The organism is Aphanothece hegewaldii CCALA 016, assembly GCF_003007785.1.
Classification (GTDB): domain Bacteria; phylum Cyanobacteriota; class Cyanobacteriia; order Cyanobacteriales; family Microcystaceae; genus Chroococcus; species Chroococcus hegewaldii.
Map to the genome: position 1 here is coordinate 26540 of NZ_PXOH01000002.1, position 26491 is coordinate 53030.

Annotated in this window: 24 protein-coding genes and 2 pseudogenes; 12 read left to right on the forward strand and 14 right to left on the reverse strand. The window is 38.8% G+C overall.

Going from position 1 to position 26491, the window contains the following annotated elements; all coding sequences use genetic code 11:
- From lipA to C7H19_RS02130, 4 genes and pseudogenes are all read right to left on the reverse strand, one after another.
- On the reverse strand, positions 1-906 hold the full coding sequence (lipA, locus tag C7H19_RS02120) for a lipoyl synthase (protein WP_106455241.1): 906 nt from the start codon (positions 904-906) through the stop codon (positions 1-3).
- 414 nt (positions 907-1320) lie between these two features.
- Entirely contained in the window at positions 1321-2814 is a 1494-nt protein-coding gene (locus C7H19_RS02125) for a glycosyl hydrolase family 57 (protein ID WP_219907567.1), read from the reverse strand.
- Between the two features lie 45 nt (positions 2815-2859).
- Positions 2860-3534: pseudogene (queC, locus tag C7H19_RS26120) on the reverse strand (7-cyano-7-deazaguanine synthase QueC); the annotation flags it as partial.
- A complete protein-coding gene (locus C7H19_RS02130) occupies positions 3535-4149 on the reverse strand; it encodes a 7-carboxy-7-deazaguanine synthase QueE (protein WP_106455243.1) in 615 nt (204 codons plus the stop codon).
- 25 nt (positions 4150-4174) lie between these two features.
- Here C7H19_RS02130 and C7H19_RS02135 point away from each other — a divergent pair, with 25 nt between their 5' ends.
- From C7H19_RS02135 to C7H19_RS02150, 4 genes are all read left to right on the forward strand, one after another.
- A complete protein-coding gene (locus tag C7H19_RS02135; RefSeq protein ID WP_106455244.1) occupies positions 4175-4699 on the forward strand; it encodes a Ycf51 family protein in 525 nt (174 codons plus the stop codon).
- A 23-nt stretch (positions 4700-4722) separates the two neighbouring features.
- Positions 4723-5868, forward strand: a complete 1146-nt coding sequence (locus C7H19_RS02140) for an iron-containing alcohol dehydrogenase family protein (RefSeq protein ID WP_106455245.1) — start codon at positions 4723-4725, stop codon at positions 5866-5868.
- 106 nt (positions 5869-5974) lie between these two features.
- Positions 5975-6685 (forward strand): lysophospholipid acyltransferase family protein, encoded by a 711-nt coding sequence (locus C7H19_RS02145; RefSeq protein ID WP_106455246.1) that lies wholly within the window; start codon positions 5975-5977, stop codon positions 6683-6685.
- A 315-nt stretch (positions 6686-7000) separates the two neighbouring features.
- Positions 7001-7924 (forward strand): choice-of-anchor L family PEP-CTERM protein, encoded by a 924-nt coding sequence (locus C7H19_RS02150; RefSeq protein WP_106455247.1) that lies wholly within the window; start codon positions 7001-7003, stop codon positions 7922-7924.
- Positions 7925-8032: 108 nt separating this feature from the next.
- On the opposite strand, the gene C7H19_RS02155 is transcribed toward C7H19_RS02150, so the two are convergent.
- The 5 genes from C7H19_RS02155 to C7H19_RS02175 form a co-directional block, all read right to left on the reverse strand.
- Positions 8033-8971, reverse strand: coding sequence for a GDP-L-fucose synthase family protein (locus tag C7H19_RS02155; protein ID WP_106455248.1), 939 nt, complete (start codon positions 8969-8971; stop codon positions 8033-8035).
- 43 nt (positions 8972-9014) lie between these two features.
- Positions 9015-10097, reverse strand: coding sequence for a GDP-mannose 4,6-dehydratase (gene gmd, locus C7H19_RS02160; protein ID WP_106455249.1), 1083 nt, complete (start codon positions 10095-10097; stop codon positions 9015-9017).
- A gap of 261 nt (positions 10098-10358) precedes the next feature.
- Entirely contained in the window at positions 10359-11090 is a 732-nt protein-coding gene (locus C7H19_RS02165; RefSeq protein WP_106455250.1) for an undecaprenyl-phosphate galactose phosphotransferase family protein, read from the reverse strand.
- 75 nt (positions 11091-11165) lie between these two features.
- A complete protein-coding gene (locus C7H19_RS02170) occupies positions 11166-12326 on the reverse strand; it encodes a glycosyltransferase (protein ID WP_106455251.1) in 1161 nt (386 codons plus the stop codon).
- A 27-nt stretch (positions 12327-12353) separates the two neighbouring features.
- Complete coding sequence (locus C7H19_RS02175) at positions 12354-12716, reverse strand: single-stranded DNA-binding protein (protein ID WP_106455252.1); 363 nt, start codon at positions 12714-12716, stop codon at positions 12354-12356.
- A 436-nt stretch (positions 12717-13152) separates the two neighbouring features.
- Between C7H19_RS02175 and urtA the strand changes: the two genes are divergently transcribed.
- The 5 genes and pseudogenes from urtA (at position 13153) to urtE (ending at position 18817) form a co-directional block, all read left to right on the forward strand.
- Positions 13153-14472: an urea ABC transporter substrate-binding protein gene (gene urtA / locus C7H19_RS02180; RefSeq protein WP_106455253.1), complete on the forward strand. Its 1320-nt coding sequence runs from the start codon at positions 13153-13155 to the stop codon at positions 14470-14472.
- 166 nt (positions 14473-14638) lie between these two features.
- The gene (locus tag C7H19_RS02185) at positions 14639-15799 is read left to right on the forward strand and encodes an ABC transporter permease (protein WP_106455254.1); all 1161 of its coding nucleotides are present in this window, start codon (positions 14639-14641) and stop codon (positions 15797-15799) included.
- Between the two features lie 20 nt (positions 15800-15819).
- Positions 15820-16971 (forward strand): urea ABC transporter permease subunit UrtC, encoded by a 1152-nt coding sequence (urtC, locus tag C7H19_RS02190; RefSeq protein WP_106455473.1) that lies wholly within the window; start codon positions 15820-15822, stop codon positions 16969-16971.
- Positions 16968-17699 (forward strand): annotated as a pseudogene (gene urtD, locus C7H19_RS27080) (urea ABC transporter ATP-binding protein UrtD); the annotation flags it as partial. The gene urtC and the pseudogene urtD, both read left to right, overlap by 4 nt.
- 419 nt (positions 17700-18118) lie before the next feature.
- On the forward strand, positions 18119-18817 hold the full coding sequence (gene urtE / locus C7H19_RS02200) for an urea ABC transporter ATP-binding subunit UrtE (protein ID WP_106455256.1): 699 nt from the start codon (positions 18119-18121) through the stop codon (positions 18815-18817).
- A 9-nt stretch (positions 18818-18826) separates the two neighbouring features.
- On the opposite strand, the gene C7H19_RS02205 is transcribed toward urtE, so the two are convergent.
- Positions 18827-19294, reverse strand: coding sequence for a VOC family protein (locus C7H19_RS02205; protein ID WP_106455257.1), 468 nt, complete (start codon positions 19292-19294; stop codon positions 18827-18829).
- A 283-nt stretch (positions 19295-19577) separates the two neighbouring features.
- Here C7H19_RS02205 and recA point away from each other — a divergent pair, with 283 nt between their 5' ends.
- The gene (gene recA / locus C7H19_RS02210) at positions 19578-20654 is read left to right on the forward strand and encodes a recombinase RecA (protein WP_106455258.1); all 1077 of its coding nucleotides are present in this window, start codon (positions 19578-19580) and stop codon (positions 20652-20654) included.
- Positions 20655-20722: 68 nt separating this feature from the next.
- Here recA and C7H19_RS02215 read toward each other — a convergent pair whose 3' ends face one another.
- From C7H19_RS02215 to C7H19_RS02225, 3 genes are all read right to left on the reverse strand, one after another.
- Positions 20723-21016, reverse strand: a complete 294-nt coding sequence (locus tag C7H19_RS02215) for a DUF7734 family protein (RefSeq protein ID WP_219907568.1) — start codon at positions 21014-21016, stop codon at positions 20723-20725.
- Complete coding sequence (locus C7H19_RS02220) at positions 21016-21609, reverse strand: DUF3177 family protein (protein ID WP_106455260.1); 594 nt, start codon at positions 21607-21609, stop codon at positions 21016-21018. The genes C7H19_RS02215 and C7H19_RS02220 overlap by 1 nt, the downstream gene beginning before the upstream one ends.
- A 102-nt stretch (positions 21610-21711) precedes the next feature.
- Positions 21712-21936, reverse strand: coding sequence for a Calvin cycle protein CP12 (locus tag C7H19_RS02225; RefSeq protein WP_106455261.1), 225 nt, complete (start codon positions 21934-21936; stop codon positions 21712-21714).
- Positions 21937-22697: 761 nt separating this feature from the next.
- Here C7H19_RS02225 and C7H19_RS02230 point away from each other — a divergent pair.
- Positions 22698-23042 carry a YbaB/EbfC family nucleoid-associated protein gene (locus C7H19_RS02230; protein ID WP_106455262.1) on the forward strand — a complete coding sequence of 115 codons (345 nt, stop codon included), beginning with the start codon at positions 22698-22700 and terminating at the stop codon, positions 23040-23042.
- A 411-nt stretch (positions 23043-23453) separates the two neighbouring features.
- The gene (locus tag C7H19_RS02235) at positions 23454-24860 is read left to right on the forward strand and encodes an ATP-binding protein (RefSeq protein WP_106455263.1); all 1407 of its coding nucleotides are present in this window, start codon (positions 23454-23456) and stop codon (positions 24858-24860) included.
- 2 nt (positions 24861-24862) lie between these two features.
- On the opposite strand, the gene C7H19_RS02240 is transcribed toward C7H19_RS02235, so the two are convergent.
- Positions 24863-26311, reverse strand: coding sequence for a bifunctional orotidine-5'-phosphate decarboxylase/orotate phosphoribosyltransferase (locus C7H19_RS02240; RefSeq protein ID WP_106455264.1), 1449 nt, complete (start codon positions 26309-26311; stop codon positions 24863-24865).
- Between the last annotated feature and the right edge of the window lie 180 nt (positions 26312-26491).

A 26491-nucleotide genomic window follows, 5' to 3' on the forward strand; every position in this document is an offset into this window, starting at 1 on the left:
CTATTCTCCTGCATGATAGGAACTGCGAACCAAAGGGCCCGATCGCACTCTTAGAAATCCTAAAGTTTTAGCAATTTCACCAAGACGATCAAATTCTTCGGGTGTCCAGTATTTTTGTACTGGTAAATGGTCAAGGGAAGGACGCATATATTGACCGAGTGTAAGACGATCGCATTCTACACCCCTTAAATCTCGCATGGTTTCGATAATTTCGTCTTCGGTTTCCCCATGTCCTAACATTAAACCAGACTTAGTGGGAATAGTGGAATCAAATTCTTTGACCCATCGTAGTACATTGAGAGTGCGATCGTATTTCGCGCCACGTCTAACAGGATCTTGCAGTCGTCGGACGGTTTCGATATTGTGGTTATAACAAGCAGGTTTCGCCGTTGTTACGATTTTTACTCGTTCTTTTTGGGTTATTTCGCCTCCTTTTCCTCCCCAAAAATCAGGGGTTAAAACTTCGATCAAGGTTTCGGGGTTTATTTGACGTATTGCTTGCATGGTTTGGACAAAAACACTCGCCCCCCCATCAGAAAGATCATCCCTAGCAACGGATGTTAAAACCACATATCGCAAACCTAATAACTGTACTGCTTCGGCTACTTTTCGCGGTTCATCGGCATCTAAAGGCATTGGGGCATGGCCTTTATCTACTTGACAAAATGCACAAGATCTGGTACATATTGGCCCCATGAGTAAAAATGTAGCGGTTTGATTAGCGTAACATTCGCCTCGGTTCGGACATCTGCCCTCTTCGCAGATAGTATGAATATTACGTTGTTTGATAATACGTTGAACGGTTGAAATATCACTCGCTTTCCCAATAGAACGTTTTAACCAAGGTGGAAGGGCTGTTATTTCATCTCGCCATTCTTGTTTTGATGCGTTAGAAGTATTAACCATTGAAAATAAGAAGCGTTAATTAATATATTGAATTAGGTAATTGATTAGCTAATAAACGCCAGTGAATAAATTCACTGTCTTATAGCTAAAGTCGGTTGAAACCGACTCCAGTCCATTTTAATGGACTTTAGCTTTAAGCCGTGAAATTCATTTCACGATCAACTATAGAACTAACCGACAATAGTGCAAAATGTTCCTTTCAACCGACTCCAGTCCATTTTAATGGACTTACGCTTTAAGCCGTGAAATTGATTTCACGGTGGACTATGGAACTAACATTATCACCGAATTAATTTTTTATCTTTCATAAACCAACTCCAGTCCATTTTAATGGACTTTAGCTTTAAGCCATGAAATTGATTTCACGGTGGAATCGTTCTAATGGATATGAGAGAAAAACAAATTAGATAATAACTATCGCAATAATACCGCACCGCGATCGTATATTCTCCGAGCGTAGTCTGTCCAGATGCCTTGTCCCCAATAACGAAAACAACTGGTTTGCAAGAGTAAATTGTGTAATAATGCTTGATGATAGTCGGGATGCTTGGTAACTGTAGGATCTTTGGCGACCATCGGATCAAATTTTTGATGGAATAATGCACTAAATTGATTCATTGGGCCTAAAACATTTTCGTATCCTTTGACCCAACTTAGATCATTTGTCCATGATGCACCATCCATGTTAAAACTGTGGTCAGTGGATTTTAGTTCTGCGATCGTATTTTCTACGGCTTCTGGAGTTACTGCATCTAGATTAACGCGCTGCCAGATTTTGTGTTGATGAACTGCTTGACACGTGGGATAATCTTCAGGGTTAACACCCGCAGCCTCAATTAATTCTAGATATTCTGTACCATTGACTGCCACCGTTCCTTGATGATTTCCATTTTGGTCGCGGATTTCGTGATATATTCGGAAAAAATCACGGGGAAACTCATTCATCATCACGCCGCCGTTTTCTCCATCAGCAATTTGTGTTACTAATGAAGGAATAGATTTAGAACCGATCGTCTGTTTACCGCGTCCTTTTGCTTCAAAATAAGGCTGCATTTGGGCAACGAGTTTAGTATCCGAGCCTTGTGTTTTAATTAATGCTGTAATACTAATGGTTTCACCGTGAGAATTTTTTGCCACCAAACGGTTAGGGATATATTTTTGATCTTGTGGTATTCCAGAACCGTCTAGGGTTTCGATAGAATGTTCCTGTACCATTAACCAACGATAGCCACATTCTTTGAGTGCTTTGATATATTCATACAAGGTATCTGGATGGTTAGGTAGGTGCATTTCTGGGGGTGAAAAACCTTTAACCCGTTTCAGGGCATCATAACCAAAGATAGACGCGAAATAATGTTGCCACGCTTGGATATGTAATTTAATGTCTGGAATAGGTGTAGAAGGTATCACCGCATGACTCCACATTGTACCCAACCACTCGACATAAGGCTGATATTGAGGATCACAGGTAATGCGTTTAAGATTATTAATGATATCGTCGCGCCCCATCTGACGCAAACCCCATAATAAATTACCTGAATAATCCAACATAATTCGAGGATTACAGCCATAATTAATCAAATCTGGAATAAAATCACCCATTCTTCCATAACACCACGCAAATACGCCCGCATTATGATTATCGCCTTGCGCTGGATGCTCAAACATATACTGTAAATTACTTATTAAAGCCCCTTCAAACCCCGCAGGGAGCGTCGGTTGGTGCATATGAAGGGCGCACGCAAAACCAGCGTTAATGTCTTCTAAACGTAAATTTGTTGAGTGTAAAAAAACTGGATCGCCTTGCTTGACAATTTCGCTAATTTGTGCTTCAAAACCGCAGATATTCGGTAAGCCAGCGCGGGTGTCTTCTAAAACAGGGAACTTGGCGGACGTGAGAGTAGACATAGTAGGGATAGCTTTTGCGCTAGTATTTTGAGTTAAATATAATTCTTTTCCGACAGATGTAGCGTATTCAGGATAACCCGCTTCAATTAAAGCTTTATCTCGAATGCGACAAGAGTCACACAAACCACAGGGATCATCTTCCCCAAGATAGCATGACCAAGTATCTGTAATGGTAATCCCTAATTCAATAGCTCGATGGACGATATCTACTTTAGTATCATGGATTAAAGGTGCAATGAGTTGCGGGGCTTTTCCTTCGACTCCAACTTTAGAGGATAGATTGGCTAAATTTTGATAGGCTGCTAGATAATCTGGACGACAATCAGGATATCCCGAATAGTCTACCGCATTAATGCCTAAGAAAATCGCGTTACACCCTTTTGCTTCGGCTAATGAAAGCGCAAGGGCAATAAATACCGTATTTCTACCAGGAACATAGGTAATAGGAATAATATCTGATTTTACGCCATCTTCGGGAATAGCGATCGCACTATCGGTTAAAGCGGAACCACCCCACCCAGATAGATTAACATCGATCGTATAGTGTTCTTTTATTCCTAATGCTTGGGCTATTTTGACCGATGCTTGTAACTCTTTATTGTGGCGTTGTCCATAATTAAAAGAAAGAGCCATTACATCATAACCATCTTTGAGGGCTATTGCTGCTGTTGTTGCCGAATCTAAACCACCTGAAAGTAAAACAACCGCTTTTTTACTCATCTAGCGTACTCCCAAAAACTTATGACTTTGTAATGAAATGCGCCATTCGGGATGTTTTAGCACATAATCAAAAATGAGTTGCTGACTACTTGGGGTATTCCATTCGCTTTGAAGATACTTTAACGCATGAGACGGAACTAAAAGTGCTTGTTCTTGCGCCCATCTTAAATCATCTTCATTGGCTATAACCACCTTTAATTCTTGTACCTGCGGATAAATACTCTCATCAGGACTTTTGTATTGTTTTGGCGAAAAAGTCACCCAGTCAAACACCCCACTAAACGGATGACTACCAGAGGTTTCTAAATGCGTTCTTAACCCGTATTCCTTTAGCTGTCGAGTTAGTGGAGTTAGATCATGCAACAAAGGCTCACCCCCTGTAATAATAACAATAGCAGGGTTAGCGTTTTTGGCTTGTTGAACTAAATCATTTACAGACTGTTGCGGATGACGTTTAGCATTCCATGACTCTTTTTGATCACACCAAGGACAATAAACATCACAGCCCCCTAAACGGATAAAATAAGCATTTACACCCGTCCAAAACCCTTCACCTTGCACTGAATGAAAGGTTTCTACAATAGGATAGGTTAGTGTTCGGTTAATTGTTTTCATCGATTTATAGGATTAAAATAAAAGAATGAACTTCCCCACTGATTTTTCACCCTACGTTAAATACTCAGCAATAGCTACCCTTGTTTTCTTGGGTTTGACTCTACTCGCATTTGTCCTAAAATGGGGTATTCGTTTTCGTTTAGTTGGAGTCACTAGCTTTATGGCTGTGATCACCCTTAGCATTTTTGGTTTAGGATTAGGATTACTCACTAAAAACGAAATACCTGGGGCTGTACGATACACCCGTGTCTATGATAACGGAGGAACGCAAGTCGTGATTACAGTTCCTACAGAAATTACCGAAACCGAGTTAGATGCAACCCTACGTCAAGCTGCTAGTAATCTATTTTCCTATGGAAGAGTAGGTATTGGTGGAACAAATGAATTTATGATTCGCGCTAGAACTTTACTACATCCCAAAGAAGGGGTTACTATTCCAGTTTATCTCGGACAAGCGACACGTCCTTTAGGGGAAAGAGACGATAATGCTTTAAAAATCGAGATTTTCCCGAAAGCATTAGCCCAATTACCGAAAAAAGCTTCTGTTTAAAAATTAGGAGTGTTTTAAAACTAATGACTCGTAAAATTGCTCAAGCATCGACTCAACAAGTTAATACTATTGTGCCTCTTTTGATGTCTCCTGCTCAAGTCATCAAAGGGGAAGGAATTTTAAAAAATGCAGGAAATACGATCGCTACTTTAGGCACTCGTCCGCTTATCATTGGAGGAGAACAAACTTTAAAAGTAGTCAAACCTAATCTTGAAGATATTTTTGAGCAATATCATCTAACTGCAAGATTCGGAAACTATCACCCCGACTGTTCGGAATCTTCTCTAACTACCCTAAAAAATATCGTAGCAGAACATCAAGCCGATTTAATTATAGGTGTGGGAGGTGGAAAAGCGTTAGATTTATCTAAACTTATTGCGAAAAAGTGTAACTTACCTGTTGTCACTATACCTACTTCTGCTGCAACTTGTGCCGCATGGACAGCCTTATCGAACATATATACTAATGAAGGTGCGTTTCAGTACGATGTACCTTTAAATAAATGTCCTGATTTACTAATTCTAGATTACGAGTTACTAAAAACCTCACCCCAAAGAATGCTAGTTGCAGGAATTGGGGATGCGATCGCAAAATGGTATGAAGCATCGGTTAGTAGTGGTCATTCTACCGCAACTCTGACAATTGCCGCCGTTCAACAAGCAAGAGTCCTAAGAGATATATTATTCCAAAAATCAGCTACCGCATTACAAAACCCAGGAGGGGAAGACTGGAGAGAAGTCGTCGATGCTACCGTCTTACTAGCGGGTGTCATCGGTGGGTTAGGTGGTGCAAATTGTCGTACAGTGGCCGCCCATGCGGTACATAATGGATTAACTCATATTCTAAAGGCTCATGATGCCCTACACGGCGAAAAAGTGGCATATGGTATCTTAGTACAATTACGTCTTGAGGAATTAATTTTAGGAAATCAATTAGCAGTAACGTCTAGACAACAATTACTGAAATTTTATGATGAAATTGGTTTACCAAAAACCTTGGAAGACTTAGGGTTAAAAGATGTCACTTTAGCTGAGTTGCGTCATGCTGCTGAAATAACTTGTCTTCCTAATTCGGATATTCATCGTTTACCCTTTACAGTAACACCCGAACAATTATTAGCTGCAATGGTTTCCACTACCGTTTCACCCAAAGTGAAAGCAGAAGTATAGCAAACGAATCAAGAGACACCTACTAAACTGTCATGGACAAGTCAGACGATCGCAGTCTATATAGCTAGAGTAGAAATAAGGTAAATTTGTTCCTACATTCTAACCAATGACTCATCTAACGTCTGTGACCCCTAACCTGAGCGAAAAGAAAAATACTGCTATTGATTCTCGTGTTTCACCTTGGTTAACGAATCTAGCTTATCCCCTAGGGTGTCAACTGATTCTTCCTAGCTATTTTGGTAAAATAGATGTCGTAGGACGAGAAAATGTTCCTTTAACTGAGCCTGTAATTGTTGCTCCGATACATCGTTCTCGCTGGGATGCACTTGTAGTTCCCTATGCGGTTGGAAGATGGGTTAGTGGCAGAGATTTGCGCTTCATGGTATCTGCTAACGAAATGAAAGGGCTACAAGGTTGGTTTATTCGCCGTTTGGGTGGCTTTCCAGTAAATACAAATCGTCCTGGTGTCGGTAGTCTAATTCATAGCGTCGAACTTCTTTGTCAAGGGGAAATGGTCGTCATTTTTCCTGAAGGTGGGATTTTTCGTGATGACATTGTTCATCCTCTTAAACCAGGCATAGCACGAATAGCCCTAGAAGTCAAGAAATTAGAACCCAACTCAGGCTTAAAGATTTTACCCCTCAGTATTCATTACAGCGATCCTTATCCTAAATGGGGTAGCGATGTTCGAGTTAAAATTGGCTCTGCGCTTCCTGTAGGAGATTATCTAAAAGGAGACATGAAAGATAATGCAGAACAATTAACCAATGATCTTTATGATAGCCTCAAAGCGATTCATGAAGGGCAGAAACCATAAATATTTATGATAAAATGAGCGATTTAATTTATCAATCACGTTAATTTTTCAAAGAAAAAACCGTTAAAAATCCTAATTTTTTAGGATTATTTTAACTTAAAATAAACAGCCACGATCAGCTAATCCACTTGTTTTCGTCTATACATAATGTGTTTATATCTCTAAACGCTCATAAGAATGAAAAAGTTTCCATTATTTCCGTAAATATACTGAAAATTAGTGAAAATTATTAATTATTATCGATCTCATCTTGTCTATTAAATTTTGTCTTGTTATGATGGCGACAAGTCATCTAACCCAAAATTTAACAAGATTATGTTGCAAAATTTAATGCGTCTAAATACCCTAGCGCGTAGCTTTCCCGTATTGGGAGTAGCTGCTATGCTTTTTGGTGCTGGAGTTGAGGCAGCACAAGCGGTTCAAATTGGCGATCCATTCACCTCAACTTCGATGTCTATTTCACCTTCTGATGATGGAATAGCATTAGCATCATCGATCGTTGGATCTGGTGTATCAATTTCTAATGTTAATTTTGTGGGTGGAAGTGGCCCACTTTTTTCGGCTGGTTTCTTCCAAGATCCCTCAGAAGTGATGGGATTAAATGAAGGGATTATTTTAACCAGTGGTGATGTTAACCTGGCTCTTGGCCCTAACAATTCCGACAGTTCAACAGGATTTATTAACACTCCAGGAGATGCCGATCTAGATGCTTTAATTCCAGGTTTCTCGACTTTAGATTCGACTGTTCTGGAATTTGATATTACCTCAGCAACAGGCGATTTATTCATTCAATACTCTTTTGCTTCAGAAGAATACAATGAATTTGTTAATTCAAATTCTAATGATGTATTTGGTTTCTTCTTTGAAGGAACGAACATTGCTTTAATTCCTGGAACCAGTACACCTGTTGCCATTAACAACGTTAATAAGAATCTAAACTCTGGATTCTACAACAATAATGATCCTAGTGATTTGGGTATTCCGACTCCCTTTCACATTGAGTACGATGGTTTCACGGATGTTTTTACTGCGAAAGCCACTGGTTTAACTCCTGGACAAACTTATAATTTAAAGCTTGCTATTGCTGATGCAGGTGATAGAACTTTAGACTCTGCTGTATTCATCAAAGGAATTAGTAGTGTCGATCCAGAACCCCAAGCCACTCCAGAACCTGCCACTGTAGCTGGTTTAGTGGCTCTCGGTTTATTAGGAACTCGTCTAAAGCGCAAAAAAGCCTAGAAAGATCAAGTTAAAAAGAAGGTAGAAAGATCAAAACCTTACAGATAAACTGTAGAGACGATCGTCCTGCCCCTTGTTATGACCGTCTCTATTTTAGAATAATATGGATTATTGGGGATTTTGGCGATACCAATCGATCGTATTTTTTAAGCCATCTCTAAAACTCATAAGAGCGACAAAACCAAACTTTTCTTGAGCACGGGTAGTATCCAAACAGCGACGGGGTTGTCCATTAGGTTGATCGGTTTCCCAAATAATCTCGCCCTCAAACTCCATCAATTCGCAAATGAGTTCAACTAAATCTTTGATGGAAATTTCGTAGTTTGTTCCCAAATTCACGGGTTCAGACTCATTATAGAACTGAGTAGCCATCACAATTCCTCTAGCTGCATCCGTCGAATACAGAAACTCACGAGTTGGGCTACCATCGCCCCAAACTGCCAGAGATTTTTCACCTTTTTCTTGAGCTTCGTAGACTTTGCGAATTAAAGCGGGAATGACATGAGAACTACGAGGATTAAAATTGTCTTGGGGCCCATACAAATTGACTGGTAAAAGATAAATCCCATCAAATCCATATTGCTGACGATAGGATTGTAGTTGAACGAGTAGAGCTTTTTTTGCAATACCGTAAGGTGCGTTAGTTTCTTCGGGATAACCGTCCCAGAGATCGTCTTCTTTAAAGGGAACGGGCGTAAATTTAGGATAAGCACAAATCGTCCCAACACAGACAAACTTTTCGACACCTGAAAGATAGGCGGAATGAATCAATTGTGTTCCCATCATTAGGTTATCGTAAAAAAGTTCGGCGGGTTTTTCTCGATTCAGTCCGATTCCGCCCACATGTGCTGCAAGATGGATGATAATATCTTGCTGATCGGCGAGTTTTTGGCAATTTTCTAAAACCCGCAAATCATACTCATGAGAGCGAGGAATCGTAATTTTATCCGAATTAGCACCCGCTTTGAGCAGTTGATCAACCACTTGACGGCCTAAAAATCCCGCCCCTCCGGTGACAACAATTTTTTTTTCACTTAAATTGAGCATGGTTTGATCAGCATAAAAGCTTTTGACTGGTTTAGCTGTAAATTTAATCTAGAGCGAGACTCATTCGACTACGAATATAAGCCGTATCTTTGAGTAGTTGGTCACTAAGTTTGCCATTAGCGGGTTTTATTCCAACTGCGGCAAGATCAGCATCAACCATCAAGTGAACGAGTTCTTCAAAAGTAACAGAAGGTTCCCATCCTAATTTTTCTTTTGCTTTGGTGGGATCACCAATCAGTAAATCGACTTCAGCAGGACGGATATAACGTTGATCAAATTCTACATAATCTTGCCAATTCAAATTGACATAGCCAAAAGAAATATCAAGGAATTCTCTGACTGAATAGGTTTCCCCTGTAGCAACAACATAATCATCGGGTGCATCTTCTTGTAACATCAGCCACATAGCACGAACATAATCTTTAGCATAACCCCAATCTCTTTTTGAATCGAGATTGCCCATGTAGAGTTTTTTCTGTTGACCTGCGACAATTCGAGCGATCGCCCTTGTTATTTTGCGAGTTACGAAGGTTTCGCCGCGACGAGGTGATTCATGATTAAACAGAATACCATTACATGCAAAAAGATCATAGGATTCACGATAGTTAACCGTTTGCCAATGTCCATAAACTTTTGCACAAGCGTAGGGGCTACGAGGATAAAAAGGTGTTGATTCTTTTTGGGGAACGTCTTGAACTTTGCCAAACATCTCAGACGAACCCGCTTGATAAAAACGAACTTCAATTCCTGTGCGTTGTTGATAGTCCCGAATCGCTTCTAATAAACGTAATACACCCATACCAACCGCATCGACGGTATATTCGGGAGAATCAAAGCTAACCCGGACATGAGATTGTGCGCCTAAATTATAAATTTCGACGGGTTTAACGTCTTCTAGGATGCGTCGTAGGGTTGTTCCGTCGGTTAAATCTCCATAATGTAAAAATAACTTGGCTTCTGTATTATGGGGGTCTATGTACAAATGATCGATGCGATCGGTATTAAATGTAGAGGTACGGCGTATCACTCCATGAACCTCGTAACCTTTTTCGATTAATAATTCGCTAATATAAGACCCGTCTTGACCCGTAATACCTGTAATTAATGCTCGCTTGGTTTGGCTCATGATGAAAAACCTATATTTTTCGACTGTATATAATTTAGCCCGTCACAGCGATCGGTAAAAAAATTAGAACTTTCACTGATCGTGAAGCTTATATCATACTTTAAGCCATGATTACAAGATGTTGAATCAGAATTTTCTCTTAAATCAAAGATGAAGTCTATTATTTTTTCCTTTCGTTTCATAACAAACAGGAAATCAGAGCAGGTTTTTCTAAATAATTTCTGCTCTTTGAATTTCCCTTATGTCTGCCATCTGCTGTTTTTAGTAAGCCCCATTATTGCGGGGAAAAATCACAACCCCAATGGTTTTAAAAATGACCCAAATATCCAATAACCAATTACGAGTATTAACGTAATAAACATCCATTTGAACTCGTAAAGGATAAGGAATATCATTGCGTCCTGAAACCTGCCATAAACCCGTCAAACCTGGACGAATCGTTAAAATCTTATCGATCCGATGACCATATTTATGTAATTCTTCAGGAACCAAAGGACGCGGCCCAACGACACTCATATCACCAATTAAGACATTCCAGAACTGGGGAAATTCATCTAAACTGGTTAAACGAAGAAAGTTACCAATCCAAGTAATTCTAGGATCGTTTTTTAGTTTAAAAGTGCTTTCAAATTCGGCTCGCAATTGCGGAGAACTCGCCATCAAGTTTTCCAATACTTCATCAGCATTTTGCACCATCGTTCGGAACTTAATACAGCCAAAACGCTTGAAATTTTTTCCGACTCTTTCCTGAACATAGAAAATCGGCCCAGGAGAACTTACAGTGATCAGCAATGCCAATATTAAATAAAGCGGCGACAAGAAAAGCAATACCGACAGGGAAAAGATAATGTCAAAAAAACGTTTAGCAAAATTACCATCAAGGGTTTTTGACCAAACATTCTGATCACCTCTAGATACTCCCCAGGGTTGTCTTCCCTTCCTCATCAAAGCACGTAAGGCTCTGACAGAGATCAACGGGCTGTTAGCAGTCATTGTACTCCTTCACATCACATCACACCACACTGTCCCCATCATAAAACCAGAAGACCAAAAATATGGAAAATCTAGTCACAAAAATGAAATTTTATTAGGGGAACTTTTGCCGACTGAAGACAATCTACAGTCATCCAAAAACGCCAAATATGACGATATAAAAATTTTAGGCGTAAATCTCGTTGCCTGCAATCGACAATTGTCTGGTTTAATCTGATGTCCAATCTCGCAGAAAGTTTCAACGGCTTTCACTAAACTTTCAACGGTTTGTTGCTCAAATAGTATCCCTGTTCCATTTTTCGTAAATTTACGGATATCTTTAACTGTTTCTAATGCACCTCCAGTACCTAATGCAATGACCGGTGTTCCGCATGCTTGCGCTTCGACTGGTGCAATCCCAAAATCTTCACAAGCCGCATAAACAAAGGCTTTTGAGCGCGACATATATTGTTCAACGACTGAGTTGGGTTGGCCTCCTAATATGGTGATGTTTGATTTAGCCATTTGACGCACTAATTCTAATTGTGGCCCATCACCGATTAAAACTAAGGGTAGTCCAAGTTGATTAAAGGCTTCAACAATTAGCGGAATTTTCTTATAACTGACGAGACGAGATACGGTTAAATAAAAATCTTCTTTTTGGGTTTGAAAGGAAAAACGATCAATATCCACTGGAGGATAAATAACTTTTGAGGAGCGTCGATAACATCGCCAAATACGACGCGCTGTATGTTGAGAGTTGGCGATAAAATAATCAACTTGGTTTGATGAAATGACATCCCACTGACGCAAGCGATGGAGTAAATAACGAGTTAAAATGCCTAGAACACCCTGACCCGCCCGACTATCTTGGAGATAATCGAAGGTGAGATCCCACGCATAGCGCATCGGTGTATGACAATAGCAAATATGTAGTTGATGAGGTCGAGTGATTACCCCTTTGGCTACCGCATGAGAAGAAGAGAGAATAATATCGTAATCTCTTAAGTCTAACTGTTCGATCGCTAAGGGTAATAAGGGTAAATATTTTTGTACGCCATTTCTCGCCTTGGGAAAATTCTGTAAAAAAGTTGTCCCAATTTGGCGACCATAAAGATAGCTCTGGGGGTTAGTGGATTCAAAATCAATCAAAGCATAAAGATCCGCATTAATATGCCCCAAAATATCTTTAACGACTAATTCTGAACCCCCTGTGGCTTTTGGGGTTAACCACTCATGAACCAGAGCATATTTCATAGAAAAATCGGAAACAAAACTTGTCGCCTAAATTTCATCATTGTAACTCGGAGTTTGACCCCCATCGTTATCGCGTTTTGAGCCTAATAAATCTAGCTTATCGACTTTAATAATCGGTTTAGAGCGATTTGCACCTGATTGTTTATCTGTCCATGTTTCAATCTTTAATGAGCCTTTAACGCCAATTAAACTGCCTTTGCGGACATAATTTGCGGCTATCTCGGCTGTTTTTCCCCATAGTTCTAGATTAAACCAATCGGGGTCATCATTTTGGCTGGTTTGTCGTTTGACAGCAAGATTGATATTACATTTCATACTACCTGTGACAAAATGTTTAACCTCTGGGTCTGTTCCGACACGTCCGACTAAGTGAATAATGTTTAGACTCATAAACCTTTCTCCAATACTTTAGTACTGATGTATGTCTATCTTAAACGATGCTCAGACCATTTGAAAAGCTTGTTTTTAGATTATTAAACTACACCAATTTTTTAAGCTATAGTAGTGTTGCGATATTTTCTTTGTTGGCTGTTTAATTTTTTGGGAAAAGTTACGTTTCTATATCATTAATTGACAAAAAAACATTAAGTTATACATAAAAATATACATTTCTCAGATTGAAAAAAATAAAGTTTAATCATTAAGAAATTTGTATACATAAATACAATTTATCGACATTTCTCGCTATACTATCTCACACAGTCCATACAACCTAGCCTGTAAAATTCAGGTGAGTGTAAATGTGTCTGGACTAAATATTCTCCTCACAAATTTATCAAATTTATTGTGTTAGTGCTTTTAAAGCGAGGTTAATCAACAAAATAAGATGTCTAATCGATTAGGAAGAAGAAAATTTATTGTTTACGGTTCTGCTACTTTAGGAACAAGCTTACTACTCAAAGCCTGTGGCGGAGATAAAACCCCAACGACGACGACTTCGCCGACGACTTCACCGACGACGGGGGCAAGTCCTGCCGCCAGTGGAGATACAGTTAAAGTAGGGATTTTACACTCACTAAGCGGTACAATGGCGATTAGCGAAACGAGTGTTGTCGATGCCGAATTATTAGCGATCGATGAAATCAACAAAGCGGGCGGCGTTTTAGGCAAACAAATCGAATTTATCAAAGAAGATGGGGCATCAGATTGGCCAACATTTGCCGAAAAAGCCACAAAATTAATTGATCAAGATCAAGTGGCTACAGTCTTTGGCTGTTGGACATCGGCTTCTCGCAAAGCGGTTTTACCCGTTTTCGAGTCCAAAAACCATATGTTGTGGTATCCCGTACAATACGAAGGGCAAGAATGTTCTAAAAATATATTCTATACAGGTGCCGCCCCTAACCAACAAATTGAACCCGCAGTGGATTGGTTAATCCAAAATAAAGGTAAAGAATTTTTCCTCGTGGGTTCTGACTACGTTTTCCCCAGAACCGCAAATACCATTATCAAAGAGCAATTAAAAGCAAAAGGGGCTAAAACAGTCGGTGAAGACTATTTACCTCTAGGAAATACCGAAGTAACTCCCATTATCACCAAAATCAAACAAGCTTTACCCAATGGCGGTATTATTTTTAATAGCTTGAACGGAGATAGTAACGTCGCTTTCTTTAAACAAATTCAAGCGGCAGGATTGACCCCAGATAAATATCCCACAATGTCTGTCAGTATTGCCGAAGAAGAAGTCAAACAAATTGGAATAGAATATCTTAAAGATCACTATGCTGTCTGGAACTATTTCCAAACCGTTGAAACTCCAGCAAATGCAAAGTTTGTCGAAGCCTTTAAAGCAAAATATGGGGCTGATAGAGTGGTTAATGACCCAATGGAAGCCGCCTACATCATGGTCTATCTGTGGAAACAAGCCGTCGAAAAAGCAGGAACCGCCGATGATTTAGATAAAATTCGCCTTGCTGCGGTTGGCCAGGAATTTGACGCACCAGAAGGCCCAGTCAAAATGTTCCCTAACCATCATATTTCTAAAACAGTCCGCATCGGCCAAGTTAGAGATGATGGATTATTTAATATCGTTTGGTCAACTCCAGGGCCTGTTGATCCCCAACCTTGGAACCAGTTTGTACCCGATACCAAAGGTTACTCTTGTGACTGGACTGATCCAGCTAAAGGCGGTAAATTCAAGGCTTAAAAGTCATAGAAGATCGGGTTTGGATACCTACCCCTACAAAAATCTATCTTTGTCCAAACTGTAGGGGCATGGTTTCCACGCCCATAGCCCCTATTTGTGACAAAAAATACATCATTTTTCACTCATTTATAGTAGTCTGTACCCTAATTTTGATAAAACTCGCAACATGTTACCTCTATTTGAAGGCTTATTTAATGGGATCAGTATCGGTTCTGTGTTGCTCATTGCAGCATTAGGACTAGCTGTGGTCTTTGGACTCATGGGTGTGATTAATCTCGCGCATGGGGAATTAATGATGCTAGGGGCTTATACAACTTATGTTGTGCAAAATATATTTAAACCTTTGGGTAGTCCTTGGTTTGATGTCTATATTTTGTTTGCTTTGCCGATGGCTTTCCTTGTCGCGGGGATAGTCGGGTTACTCCTAGAACGAGGGGTCATCAGATTTCTCTATGGTCGTCCACTAGAAACCTTACTAGCCACTTGGGGCGTTAGTCTGATTTTGCAACAGTTTGTCCGTAGTGTTAACACGTTGCTTGCAATTAGTCTGATTGTTTTTAGTGTACTCTTTTTTGGTGGTTTGTGGGTGTTGCGCCGTCGTGTGGATTGGGAGAGAATTAAAAATTGGGCGATCGCAGCCATCCTTTTACTATCTTTAGCGATTTCTACAGTACTCGGCAATCTTTTAAGTAAAAATCCCGTTTTAGCGAGACCTTGGTTTAGTGCGAGAAACGTCGATGTTACCGCCCCTGCATGGTTGCGCGGTGGTTTTCCCATTGGCAGTTTCCAAATTCCCTATACTCGCTTATTTATTATCGTTCTGACGGTACTTTGTGTACTCGCCACCTACTGGTTTTTAAACCGTTCTCACTGGGGTTTACGCATTCGTTCAGTAACCCAAAATCGTCAGATGAGTTCCTGTTTAGGCATTCCCACCGCGACAGTCGATGCTTTAACCTTTGCACTCGGTTCGGGACTTGCTGGAATTGCCGGATGTGCTATTAGTTTACTCGGTTCAGTCGGTCCCAATACTGGACAAAACTACATTATCGATACATTCATGGTCGTTGTTGTGGGCGGTGTCGGCAACTTATTAGGAACGATTTTAGCAGCTTTAGCCATTGGCACGATTAATTATTTAATTGGATCAGGGACATTCGCCCTACTTTTAAGTTCAGTAACCGCCTTACAACCGCTAACAGATTTATTTAACTTCTTTGCAACAACCAGTATGGCCAAAGTACTCGTTTTTGCCTTTATTATCGCCTTTCTACAAGTTAAACCGGCTGGAATTTTTGCACCTAAAGGACGGACGGCAGAAATATGAAAACCACAGAATCTCAAAAAGTGGCTGTTGAAACTATAACTCGACATGATGCCGCCCAACGTTCAAAACGAAAGTTCATGATCGAAGCAGCTAGTATTATAGGCGTTGCTTTGATTTTTGGACTGTTATTACCTTTAATTTTGCCAGCTTTTCGCCTACGGTTATTAGGACGTTTTTTATCCTTAGCCATTGTTGCATTAGGAATTGATTTAATTTGGGGATACACTGGACTACTCAGCTTAGGACATGGCATCTTTTTTGCCCTTGGTGGTTACGGGTTAGCGATGTATCTTAACCTACAACTCCCTCAAGGACAATTACCCGAATTTTTCTCCTTGTATGGCGTGAATGAATTGCCGTTATTGTGGAAGCCGTTTTATTCTCTTCCAGTAACGATTTTAGCCATCATGATCGTACCTGCAATAGTCGCGGCATTACTCGGATATCTGATTTTTAGAAATCGCATTCGTGGCGTTTATTTTTCTATCCTAACCCAAGCCGCATTATTAGTCTTTTTTAACTTCTTCAATGGACAGCAAAAAATAATTAACGGAACCAATGGACTGAAAACCGATACACAAACCATTTTTGGGGCTTTAGCGAGTTCGCCACCTGTACAAAGGGGTTTTTATATCACTACCGTTATCTCATTGGTTTTAGTTTATTTATTATGTCGATGGTTAACCAGTGGTCGTTTAGGTCGTTTGTTGGTCGCCATACGAGATGATGAAGTCAGGGTAAGATTTACGGGTTATAACCCAACTTGGTTTAAGGTTTTGGTTTTTGCGATTTCGGGTGCGATCGCTGGAATTGCGGGGGCATTGTATACGGTGCAAACGGGCATTATTACCCCGAATGCGATGGATGTTGCATTCTCAATTGAAATGGTCATTTGGGTGGCTGTCGGAGGACGTGCAACCCTTGTCGGTGCAATTCTTGGAACTCTTTTGGTACGTCTGGCACAAACCACATTAAGTGAGCAACTTCCAGAAATTTGGTTATTTTTCCAAGGTGCATTATTTTTATCCGTAGTAACTATTCTTCCCAACGGCATTTTAGGAGGAATTAAAGACTTACAAACATTCTTAAAAGGTCGTCGTAAACTATCGACCTATCCCAGTTTAGAAGAAGATCCAGATGTCCAAAAAGAACGCGAAGAGTTAGAATCATGACGGGAAAAATTTTAGAAATTGAAGATGTAACGGTTAGTTTTGGTGGTTTTAAAGCGATTAATCACCTTAACTTTAATTTAGATTATGGTGAATTACGGGTAATTATTGGGCCAAATGGTGCAGGAAAAACAACCTTTTTAGACACTATTACCGGTAAAGTTCAGCCCACTGAAGGACGAGTTTTGTTTAAGGGTCGCAATTTAAGAGATATTCCTGAATATGCGATCGCAAGATTGGGTATTGGTCGCAAATTCCAAACCCCCAGAGTTTATCTCAATCTAACCGTCAAAGAAAATTTAGATTTAGCTTGCAATAAAGACAAAAATGTGCTATCAACACTTTTTCGTCGTCCTGAATCATCAGAATATCGCAAAGTTGGCAGTTTATTAGAAACAATTGGATTAGTATCCAGAGCAGATTTACCCGCCGCTTTATTATCTCACGGCGAAAAGCAACGTTTAGAAATTGGAATGCTAGTCGCCCAATCTCCCGATTTATTATTAGTCGATGAACCCGTTGCGGGTTTAACCGATGAAGAAACCGAAAATGTCGGTAATTTATTGCTTGCTTTAGCCGAAAGTCATGCCATTATCGTCATTGAACACGATATGGAATTTGTGCGACAAATCGCCCGAAAAGTGACCGTTTTACATCAAGGTTCGGTATTATGTGAAGGCACGATGGATCAGATCCAAAATGATCCAAAAGTGATCGAAGTTTATTTAGGACAACAACCCTCTATTTCTTCTCATCAACTAAAAATACTCAGAATTATTGGCGCAATGGCTTTAGCCGATGGAACATTAGAACCAGCCGAAATAGATTTAATGTTATCTCGTTTGAGTCAAGTTTTTGCTCATGATGTAGAAGAACAAAACAAACTTAAAGAAGAATTAAAAATTTATCTTTATCAAGATGTTTCGGTCGAGAGTTTTATTGATGAATTAACCGAAAAAGAGAAAGAATTGGTTTTAAGATTAAGCTATGAAATAATTTCAATCAGTTCTCGCCATCCCAATGAACCGAATCTCAATCAAGATGAAAGAGTCGCTTATCGGGAAATGGTAAATTTATTAGATTTACCATTTGGCAAAGTCCAAGAAATTGAAATTGAAGTTAAAGAAAAATTAAATCAACAAAAATTATGATGTTACAACTTTCTGATATTAATGTCTATTACGGTGAAAGCCACATTCTACGCAATGTTGATTTAAGCATCGAAGAAAGTCAAATGGTTTGTCTAATTGGACGTAATGGAGTCGGCAAAACAACATTATTAAAAACGATTATTGGTCTCCTTAAATCCCGGACTGGTAGTGTTGATTATAATGGTCAAGTGATTAGCCAAAAAACACCCGATCAAAGAGCCAGAATGGGTATTGGCTATGTACCACAAGGTAGAGAAGTTATTCCAAGATTGACGGTAAAAGAAAACCTTTTATTAGGTTTAGAAGCCGTCGTTGACAAACGCAAAAAATTAGAAATACCTGAAGAAATTTTTAATTTATTTCCCGTTCTAAAAAAAATGTTATCTCGTATGGGAGGGGACTTAAGCGGTGGTCAACAACAACAATTAGCGATCGCTCGTGCTTTAATGGGAAGACCGAAACTACTCTTATTAGATGAACCGACCGAAGGAATTCAACCCTCAATTATTTTAGAAATAGAAGCAGCCGTCAGACACATTGTAGAAACAACAGGAATTTCAGTTTTATTAGTTGAACAACATTTACATTTTGTTCGTCAAGCTGATAAATATTATGCTATGCAAAAAGGCGGTATTGTTGCTTCTGGCCCTACACATGAATTGAGCCAAGAAGTGATTCAAAAATTCTTAGCGGTGTAAGGTTTAAAATTATTGTTCTGTAGGATCGCAACGAATTTCGAGTAAAAAGCCATCTGGATCATAAAAATAAATCCCTCGTCCTGTGGGGCGAGTAACTGGGCCATGATCAATCCTCACTTTTTGCTCTTTTAAAACTTTTACTGCTTGCTCAAATAAACTAGGATCGATATCAAATGCTAAATGATTCGCTCGTGTAAACTGTTGTTGTGGATTAGGATCAGGCGGTGATAAATCTGGTTCCCAAAATAAATCAATTACCATGCCATCAGGAGTGACAAAATTAGCCACTTTTCCCTGTTGCACTAACTCTTTTAAAGTGGATGGAATTTCATCGCCTGTCAGTTCATGAAGCCCCAAGATTTGACCATAGAAATGACGGGAAGCATCCATATTTTTTACATTAAAAGCGATGTGATGAACACTTTTTAGATGACCTCGTGTTAAACCAATCGTTTGAAGTGGTAGGCTAACTGTCATGGGATTTACTTTATATTTTATAAAGGTTTTGTTGATATTTTATCTTAATTATTATATAATGTTTTTTGTACGTGAAAATACTGATTGTCGGCTGGCACAGAATTACCGCCAAGTTTGTTACAAACCTTAATGTATCACCAGAGTTAAATCGGTTTGTATAATAGAAAAACAATTGACCGATCGAGATATTTAGTCCCTAGCAAGACAAAAAAAAAGCTACAATAAGTTAAATACTCTTGTACTATTTTATTAGCAACTTCCTAAAGACTGGGTGAGACATTAAATGGCAGCAATTACCACCAATAATCCCGATAAAGACAAAGCTTTAAACTTGGTATTAAATCAGATTGAGCGTAGTTTTGGCAAAGGCTCGATCATGCGTCTCGGAGATGCGACGCGAATGCGGGTGGAAACCATTCCCACTGGTGCGCTAACTTTAGATTTAGCGTTAGGCGGTGGATTACCCAAAGGACGAGTTATCGAAATATATGGGCCAGAAAGTTCGGGTAAAACAACATTAGCCCTTCATGCGATCGCCGAAGTTCAAAAAGCGGGCGGTGTAGCGGCGTTTGTAGATGCAGAACACGCATTAGATCCCACCTATTCTGCTGCATTAGGCGTAGATATCGATAATCTACTCGTTGCCCAACCCGATACAGGAGAAGCTGGGCTAGAAATTGTCGATCAATTAGTGCGTTCTGCGGCCGTCGATATCGTCGTGATTGACTCGGTAGCCGCCTTAGTTCCTAGAGCCGAAATTGAAGGCGAAATGGGTGATAATCAGGTTGGGTTACAAGCCCGATTAATGAGTAAAGCCTTAAGAAAAATTGCTGGAAATATCGGTAAGTCTGGATGTGTAGTGATTTTCCTCAACCAGCTACGACAAAAAATCGGTGTCACTTACGGCAACCCAGAAGTAACCACCGGCGGTAATGCTCTAAAATTCTATGCCTCAGTGCGTTTAGATATTCGTCGGGCGCAAACCCTTAAAAAAGGAAGTGAGGGAGAATATGGAATTCAAGCCAAGGTAAAAGTCGCTAAAAATAAAGTCGCGCCACCTTTCCGTATTGCTGAGTTTGACATCATTTTTGGTTCAGGCATTTCTCAAATGGGTTGTACCTTAGATTTGGCGGAACAAACAGGCGTAGTCGTTCGTAAAGGCTCTTGGTATAACTACAAAGGTGATAATATTTCTCAAGGTCGAGATAATGCCGTGAAATATTTAGAAGAACATCCCGAAATCGCTATAGAAATTGAAAAACTGGTGCGGGAAAAATTAGAAATCGGTTCTGTACCCTTTCCGACTGCGAGTGAAGAGGAGGAAATCGATGATTTTAATGAAGCTGATCTAGAAGATTAGAGGTTTGGCGTTGGGAAATTTGGTTCCCAACAACACATTAATGTTTAGGGGCTTGGCAACCTTTGCCCCTACAACCCCAATTCTTGTAACAAGCTTTCCATTTCTTCATCGTTTAAACCTTGTTGAATATAACTCGGTTGATTGGGATGATAAGGACTTTTAAGGCGATCGATATTTTTAATTATTGCAAGCTCACCAATAAGGGGAATATCGGGATCGGGGTTGGTAGGTCGAATTAAAGAACTGGAAAAACCTTTAAAAATCGCAATTTCATCGATTTCCCCCTCGCTTTCAATCGTAACGAGTAAAACCTCTTGAGGGCGTTTAATTGTGTAGGCTTCAAGCCGTTTAGCAATATTAATCATTGTTCTAACGCGGTTCGTCCTTGTTTACTTAGACGGAAAAGGAGGAAATACCCTAAGTAGAAAATATAAAACAATAGACCGACTAATCCAAAAAAGCCTAAAACACTGGGTGCAAAATTAGGGTGCATCCATGATTTATACTGCCAGGGTGCTTCTGACCAAACCTCGCAAAACGGTTGTTTGATCGCGCCTTCAGTAAATACACAAGAGTAAAAGGGGACTAAAGCTAATGCCCCTAGAAGTGTATAAATTGTAACAGCCCATCGCCAAGCAGTAAAAGCTAGTTTGAGTAAGCTTTTGGGTAAATCTTTGATCTCATCATTGAGATCCACCCAAAACCACAATGCGATCGCTATTAAAATTCTTGCAGCGAAACTGGTGATAAAAGCGATCGGCCAAGATGGTATCATCAAGTAAATACTAATCATCAATAAACTGGCGACACGCCAATAAATGATGAGCAAACGCTGAATTGACTCGACTTTTTGTAATAATGCCCAGAGTAAGAAAATAACTGGCAAAATAACGGTAAATATTAAAGCGAGACGATAGTCTGTCCAGACTAAAGGTCTAAACCAAAGTTGTTGCATTGAATCTTCGATATGAGTTCACAAAAAACAGCAAGCCTCTTAGATCAAGACGACTCACTGTTAATTGTAAGTGATAGAGGTTAGCCAAGGTAAGTGACTGAATTAGTCTTCATAGAGACGACATTCAGCCGCTTCCGGGTTATCATCACAGTATTTTTCAAAAGAGTTTTTTACTGGATGCTCTTGCCGTTGATGGGCTGCTTCAGCCTGTAATTCTTCTACAGCGTCGTAAGCGGCGGCACATTCAGCCGAGTCTGTACCTTCTGTTTTACAGACTGTTCTAGCGTTAACTAATTCCTCTTGAATTTTTTCTTGAATATCGCTCATGATTCCTCAAACTAATGAATTATAATGATCTTATCTTAGCGGCACTCTTTGCAAATTAATTCGGTCGTTTTTTCCACTATCGTCTAGATCAAAGTTTTGACTCTTCGTGCGTGGGAGTGACTTGAAATATTATATCAAATCTAGTTTCTCTTCAATGCTTAAGCTTTGGTATTAAGTTACTTTTCAGATCTGTTACTAATATAACAAATTGTTTGATTTAATTATTATATCAATTTTGTTAATCAGTATAATAATTAATTCTGGCTCTTATTTCTTACTTGGGAAGGATGTATAGATATTGTTGTAAAAAAATATTTTCTATTTAAAAAAGCTGTTTTGAGCAAAATAAATTTTTCTTAAAGAATTAGCAAAAAGCTAGAAATGATCTACCTCTGAAAAATACGCTAAAATGTACTATAAAAAATAATACAAATCAAGATACTCAATTTAGTTTAGCCAACTTGATAAAGTAACCTGAGTTTTCCTTTTATAGCCAAAAAAAAGACAAAAAACTCATTATCGGTAAAACGATGAATTTTTAGGCTGGTTAGCGGGTATTTTGAACTGAAAAAGGGAATAATCCGCGGAAAAAGCCGCTCAAACGGTGATAGGCTTCTATATTGATCTACAATTCTTGGTGAAGGAAAAGTTCAAAACGGTTAAAATGGATGAGAAGGTTATTTTACCAACGATGTAAGATTAAACATCCTTCACTCTTTCTTTTTCGTAAAGTTGTATAAACATCGACCTAAATATTACACATGGCAGAAAAACAAGGTTTTGGATTTGGTTTAAATAAAATAAAAGAATTGCAAGCGGCATTTCAAAAAGCCCAACAAATTCAAGCAGGAGCGCAAGAGCTTCAAAAAGAACTCGAACAAATGAGAATTGTCGGAGAAAGTAGCGACGGTTTGGTTAAAGTCTATATGAGTGGCAACCAAGAACCCGTCGGGGTCGAAATTTCTCCCGATGCTGTAGCACAAGGAACCGAGGCGATACAAGCATCTGTAACCGAAGCCATGAAAGCCGCTTATAGCAAGTCTACCGAAATGATGCGCTCAAAAATGGAAGATTTAACCAGTGGGCTAGAATTACCAGGTTTATAAGCCGCGCCCGTACACCCGTGACTTTAGTCATGGGATGAGAGACGGCGAAACTATGGTACAATTATTAAGTACCGCAGGAAGTGCGGAAACTTACGCCCACGGAAGGCACTCGTTAAGTGGTGGCTACTCAAAAAGTAGTTCATCGAGTGTGAATCAGTTCGGTTGCGAATTGAGTCTGGGAAGCCTTTGACTTTAGTCATAGGTGCTTCACAGGTTCTTAATCAATTCAAAAATCTGGGGGCAATTTTTCAAATTGTCCCTATCCTATTTAACTGAGTCAGTTTAACTGCAAAAATTTTTCATTAAAGCGATATAAATTGACAATGATTTGTAACTTTCTTTTCAAAGTTGCTCTCTTTGTTGAGAAAAATAAGTTAATCTGGCTTATTAAATACTCAAACAATCAAATTAATGAATTTACCATCTTCCGCCAAATCCATTCTTTATCAGCTAACTCAAGAGTTTAACCCGCCTTCTCAATCTCTAACTATTAGCAATACTACTTTTAGAAATGTCACTAAAGCTCTCTTTAATTTTCTGATTGAACAACAAATACTAGCCACAGTTTGGTATAAATTTCCTCATTTTGAAGAGTTAGAACAATATTATCAACAAGGAAAAGCGACTCAAATTTATTATTGTACGACTCGTTTAAAAAAATTAGAAGATTTCGCAGCAGCTTTCGAGTTTAAGAGCAATACTCATCATTGTACGTCGATTACTCCTTTAGTGTTAGAGCCAAGTTCTCAGCTAAAAAAAGAATATTATTTTATTGTCCTTTCTCCTCAATTTTGTTGCTTGCTATTAGCCCATAAACAAACTGAACCAAGTTTGAATAATACTAATGAGCATAAACAGCCAATTTCTTGGACATTTATTTCTAGTTTTGAGCCAGTTTTAATTAATAATATTTTAACGGTTATTAAACAGTCAATTATCGTAACTGATCAAACTCCAGAAGAGGTTTTATCCAGTAATCATAGTCTTTTTACTTTGCCAAATAATCTCAATTCAAAGTTAATAAATAGTTTGTTAATGCAGCAAATTAAACAAAGTGAAATGATGCAGAATGAGGAAAAAATAATTAAGGATTCTAGTCAAAAAATTAAATATATAACAGATGAAGTTCAGTTTAAAACTTCGCTTTTAAAAAACTTATCTCAAGAAATTAGTCTGCCCTTGACGAATATGAAAACAGCTTTACTTTTACTCAATTCAAAACAGGCTAAAAAAGAGCAACGACAACGATATTTAGATTTGTTGCAAAGAGAATGCGATCGACAATCTTTAGTCGTAACAGGTTTATTAGAATTAGTTGCTTTTGAGCAATTAACGGGTGAACTAGGAACAACGCTAAAATTAGAAGATTTGATCCCTGGAATTGTCAGTACCTATCAACCTTTGGCGGAAGAAAAAGGAATTTCAATGGGTTATACTGTTCCTCGAAAGTTGCCTGTTGTGTCTTGTCCTGAGAGTTGGTTACGACAAATTTTACAGAACATATTAAATAATAGTTTAAAATATACTCCCTCTGGCGGTCGCATTTTTGTTAGAGCATTTTTCAAATCTAATTGTGTTGAAATAACAATTACAGATACAGGAATTGGAATTGATTCGGGAGAAATTAATAAAATTTTTAATAGTTTTTATCGAGGAAAAAATAATGATGCTAATAGTAGTGCAGGACTAGGCTTGACAATTGTTAAATATCTTTTAAGTCGTTGTGGTGGAGATATTTTAGTAAGCAGTAAGCTTGAGCAAGGAACAACTTTTACTGTTATTTTACCAATTGTTCATTCTAAGTTAGAAGAAGATTAATTTTAATGTTTTTTTATTAAACATTGATATTGCTCATGACTAATTCGACCTGCACTATAAAGGGTTTCTGTAATTTCGGAAATCCCGACTACTGAATAAGCTTGATAACCTTTTGCTCTAATTTTATCCTTAACTCCTTCTTCGTGGTCAATAAATACTACAATATCTTTGACATTTAAGCCAGAAGATGAAATTTTTTCGGCTCCTTCGATCGCACTTTTTCCAGAAATTAAGACATCATCCACAACAACAACAGTCTCGCCTAGTTCAAAATGTCCCTCAATTAAACGACGAGTGCCATGTGCTTTTACTTCTTTTCGCGGATAGATCATGGGACGATTTAATAATAATGATAAACCCGTAGCCGTGGGTAGCGAACCATAAGGAATTCCCGCAATTCTGTCAAATTCTAATGTTTTAAGGATCTCAACATAAGCATAGAGAACTTGTTGGAAAATCTGAGGATTAGAAATAATTTTTCTTAAATCAATATAATAAGAAAAAGTTGCCCCTGATGCTTGGACATATTCGCCAAATAATAAACAGCCAATATCATAAAGTTGTAGAATTAAATCTTGGTGGGGATGCTTATTTAATAAACATACATTTGAAGTCCAGATTTTACAACTGGAACGTTCTTCCCCCAGTGTATTCTTAATGCTAATCACTTCGTCACGCAGTGCTTGAACATTTTTTCTTAAATCTTGGGTACTTAATTGATCTTGGGGAACTGGTATTAATAAGCCGTCTCTGTTATTATTCAATCCTGCCGTAAGAATATCTCTAAGATTGCCGCTTTTTGCCCAAATACTGCGTAAAAGAAGATATCTTTCAGGTGCGATCGCTCTAATTTTTGATAATACTTCACCGTTTGTTGTACCAACTTCTAAAAATAGTTGTTCAGGGGTTCCCCAAGTTTGAACTTCTCGTACCACTTGAAGATAAAAAGGATTATCTGATGTGGGATATTCTTGTAAATTAATAGCACCAGGATTCGAGGTACGACACAGAATAAAAGTACCTTTGTCGGGATACACTAAAAAAGAAGCGGCGTGATCCTGTCCCACATATGGATTAAGCGTTATTGCATCAACTCCCCAATCCTCAAAAACAGTACGAGCGAAAACCGTGCTAGTGTTGAGATCACCGTGTTTAGCATCTAAAATAACAGGGATATTCTGCGGAACCGTTTTAATGACTTGCAAAAGTAACTCTAAACCTGATGTCCCCAGTGCTTCATAAAATCCCAGAGTAGGTTTATAAGCACAAACTAAATCCGATGTTTCGTTAATGATAAAAGATAGCCAATTCCAAAGTTGTTTAATCAGTGTACGGCGATCGTCTCCCATACCGTATTCTAGAGGCATCATCTCAGGATTAGGATCGAGGGCAACAATGAGTAAACTCTGGTTTTGCTCAATCGCGGTGGTTAGTGAGGTAAAAAAATTCATTATTTTATTTTATTTTGCTGTGAATTTTACCATTAAAACGAACTAAAACTCTTACGATAAATCACATTGCTATTACTTTTGGGTTTTGTTGTGAAAAATTCAAATAATGCGATCTTTTAAGGGTAGGTAGGTCAAATAATCCCTCTTAAGAGGAATTGCAAAAAATTGATCCAGTGTTAT

Bases quoted from the DNA above. Each gene is read 5' to 3' on its own strand.
- C7H19_RS02165 (WP_106455250.1), bottom strand. From the start codon at position 11,090: ATGACTGCTAACAGCCCGTTGATCTCTGTCAGAGCCTTACGTGCTTTG.
- C7H19_RS02150 (WP_106455247.1), top strand. From the start codon at position 7,001: ATGTTGCAAAATTTAATGCGTCTAAATACCCTAGCGCGTAGCTTTCCC.
- C7H19_RS02130 (WP_106455243.1), bottom strand. From the start codon at position 4,149: ATGAAAACAATTAACCGAACACTAACCTATCCTATTGTAGAAACCTTT.
- C7H19_RS02235 (WP_106455263.1), top strand. From the start codon at position 23,454: ATGAATTTACCATCTTCCGCCAAATCCATTCTTTATCAGCTAACTCAA.
- urtA (WP_106455253.1), top strand. From the start codon at position 13,153: ATGTCTAATCGATTAGGAAGAAGAAAATTTATTGTTTACGGTTCTGCT.
- lipA (WP_106455241.1), bottom strand. From the start codon at position 906: ATGGTTAATACTTCTAACGCATCAAAACAAGAATGGCGAGATGAAATA.
- C7H19_RS02135 (WP_106455244.1), top strand. From the start codon at position 4,175: ATGAACTTCCCCACTGATTTTTCACCCTACGTTAAATACTCAGCAATA.
- C7H19_RS02145 (WP_106455246.1), top strand. From the start codon at position 5,975: ATGACTCATCTAACGTCTGTGACCCCTAACCTGAGCGAAAAGAAAAAT.
- recA (WP_106455258.1), top strand. From the start codon at position 19,578: ATGGCAGCAATTACCACCAATAATCCCGATAAAGACAAAGCTTTAAAC.
- C7H19_RS02220 (WP_106455260.1), bottom strand. From the start codon at position 21,609: ATGCAACAACTTTGGTTTAGACCTTTAGTCTGGACAGACTATCGTCTC.
- C7H19_RS02170 (WP_106455251.1), bottom strand. From the start codon at position 12,326: ATGAAATATGCTCTGGTTCATGAGTGGTTAACCCCAAAAGCCACAGGG.
- C7H19_RS02185 (WP_106455254.1), top strand. From the start codon at position 14,639: ATGTTACCTCTATTTGAAGGCTTATTTAATGGGATCAGTATCGGTTCT.
- urtE (WP_106455256.1), top strand. From the start codon at position 18,119: ATGTTACAACTTTCTGATATTAATGTCTATTACGGTGAAAGCCACATT.
- C7H19_RS02225 (WP_106455261.1), bottom strand. From the start codon at position 21,936: ATGAGCGATATTCAAGAAAAAATTCAAGAGGAATTAGTTAACGCTAGA.
- C7H19_RS02140 (WP_106455245.1), top strand. From the start codon at position 4,723: ATGACTCGTAAAATTGCTCAAGCATCGACTCAACAAGTTAATACTATT.
- C7H19_RS02205 (WP_106455257.1), bottom strand. From the start codon at position 19,294: ATGACAGTTAGCCTACCACTTCAAACGATTGGTTTAACACGAGGTCAT.
- C7H19_RS02240 (WP_106455264.1), bottom strand. From the start codon at position 26,311: ATGAATTTTTTTACCTCACTAACCACCGCGATTGAGCAAAACCAGAGT.
- C7H19_RS02230 (WP_106455262.1), top strand. From the start codon at position 22,698: ATGGCAGAAAAACAAGGTTTTGGATTTGGTTTAAATAAAATAAAAGAA.
- C7H19_RS02125 (WP_219907567.1), bottom strand. From the start codon at position 2,814: ATGTCTACTCTCACGTCCGCCAAGTTCCCTGTTTTAGAAGACACCCGC.
- C7H19_RS02155 (WP_106455248.1), bottom strand. From the start codon at position 8,971: ATGCTCAATTTAAGTGAAAAAAAAATTGTTGTCACCGGAGGGGCGGGA.
- gmd (WP_106455249.1), bottom strand. From the start codon at position 10,097: ATGAGCCAAACCAAGCGAGCATTAATTACAGGTATTACGGGTCAAGAC.
- C7H19_RS02175 (WP_106455252.1), bottom strand. From the start codon at position 12,716: ATGAGTCTAAACATTATTCACTTAGTCGGACGTGTCGGAACAGACCCA.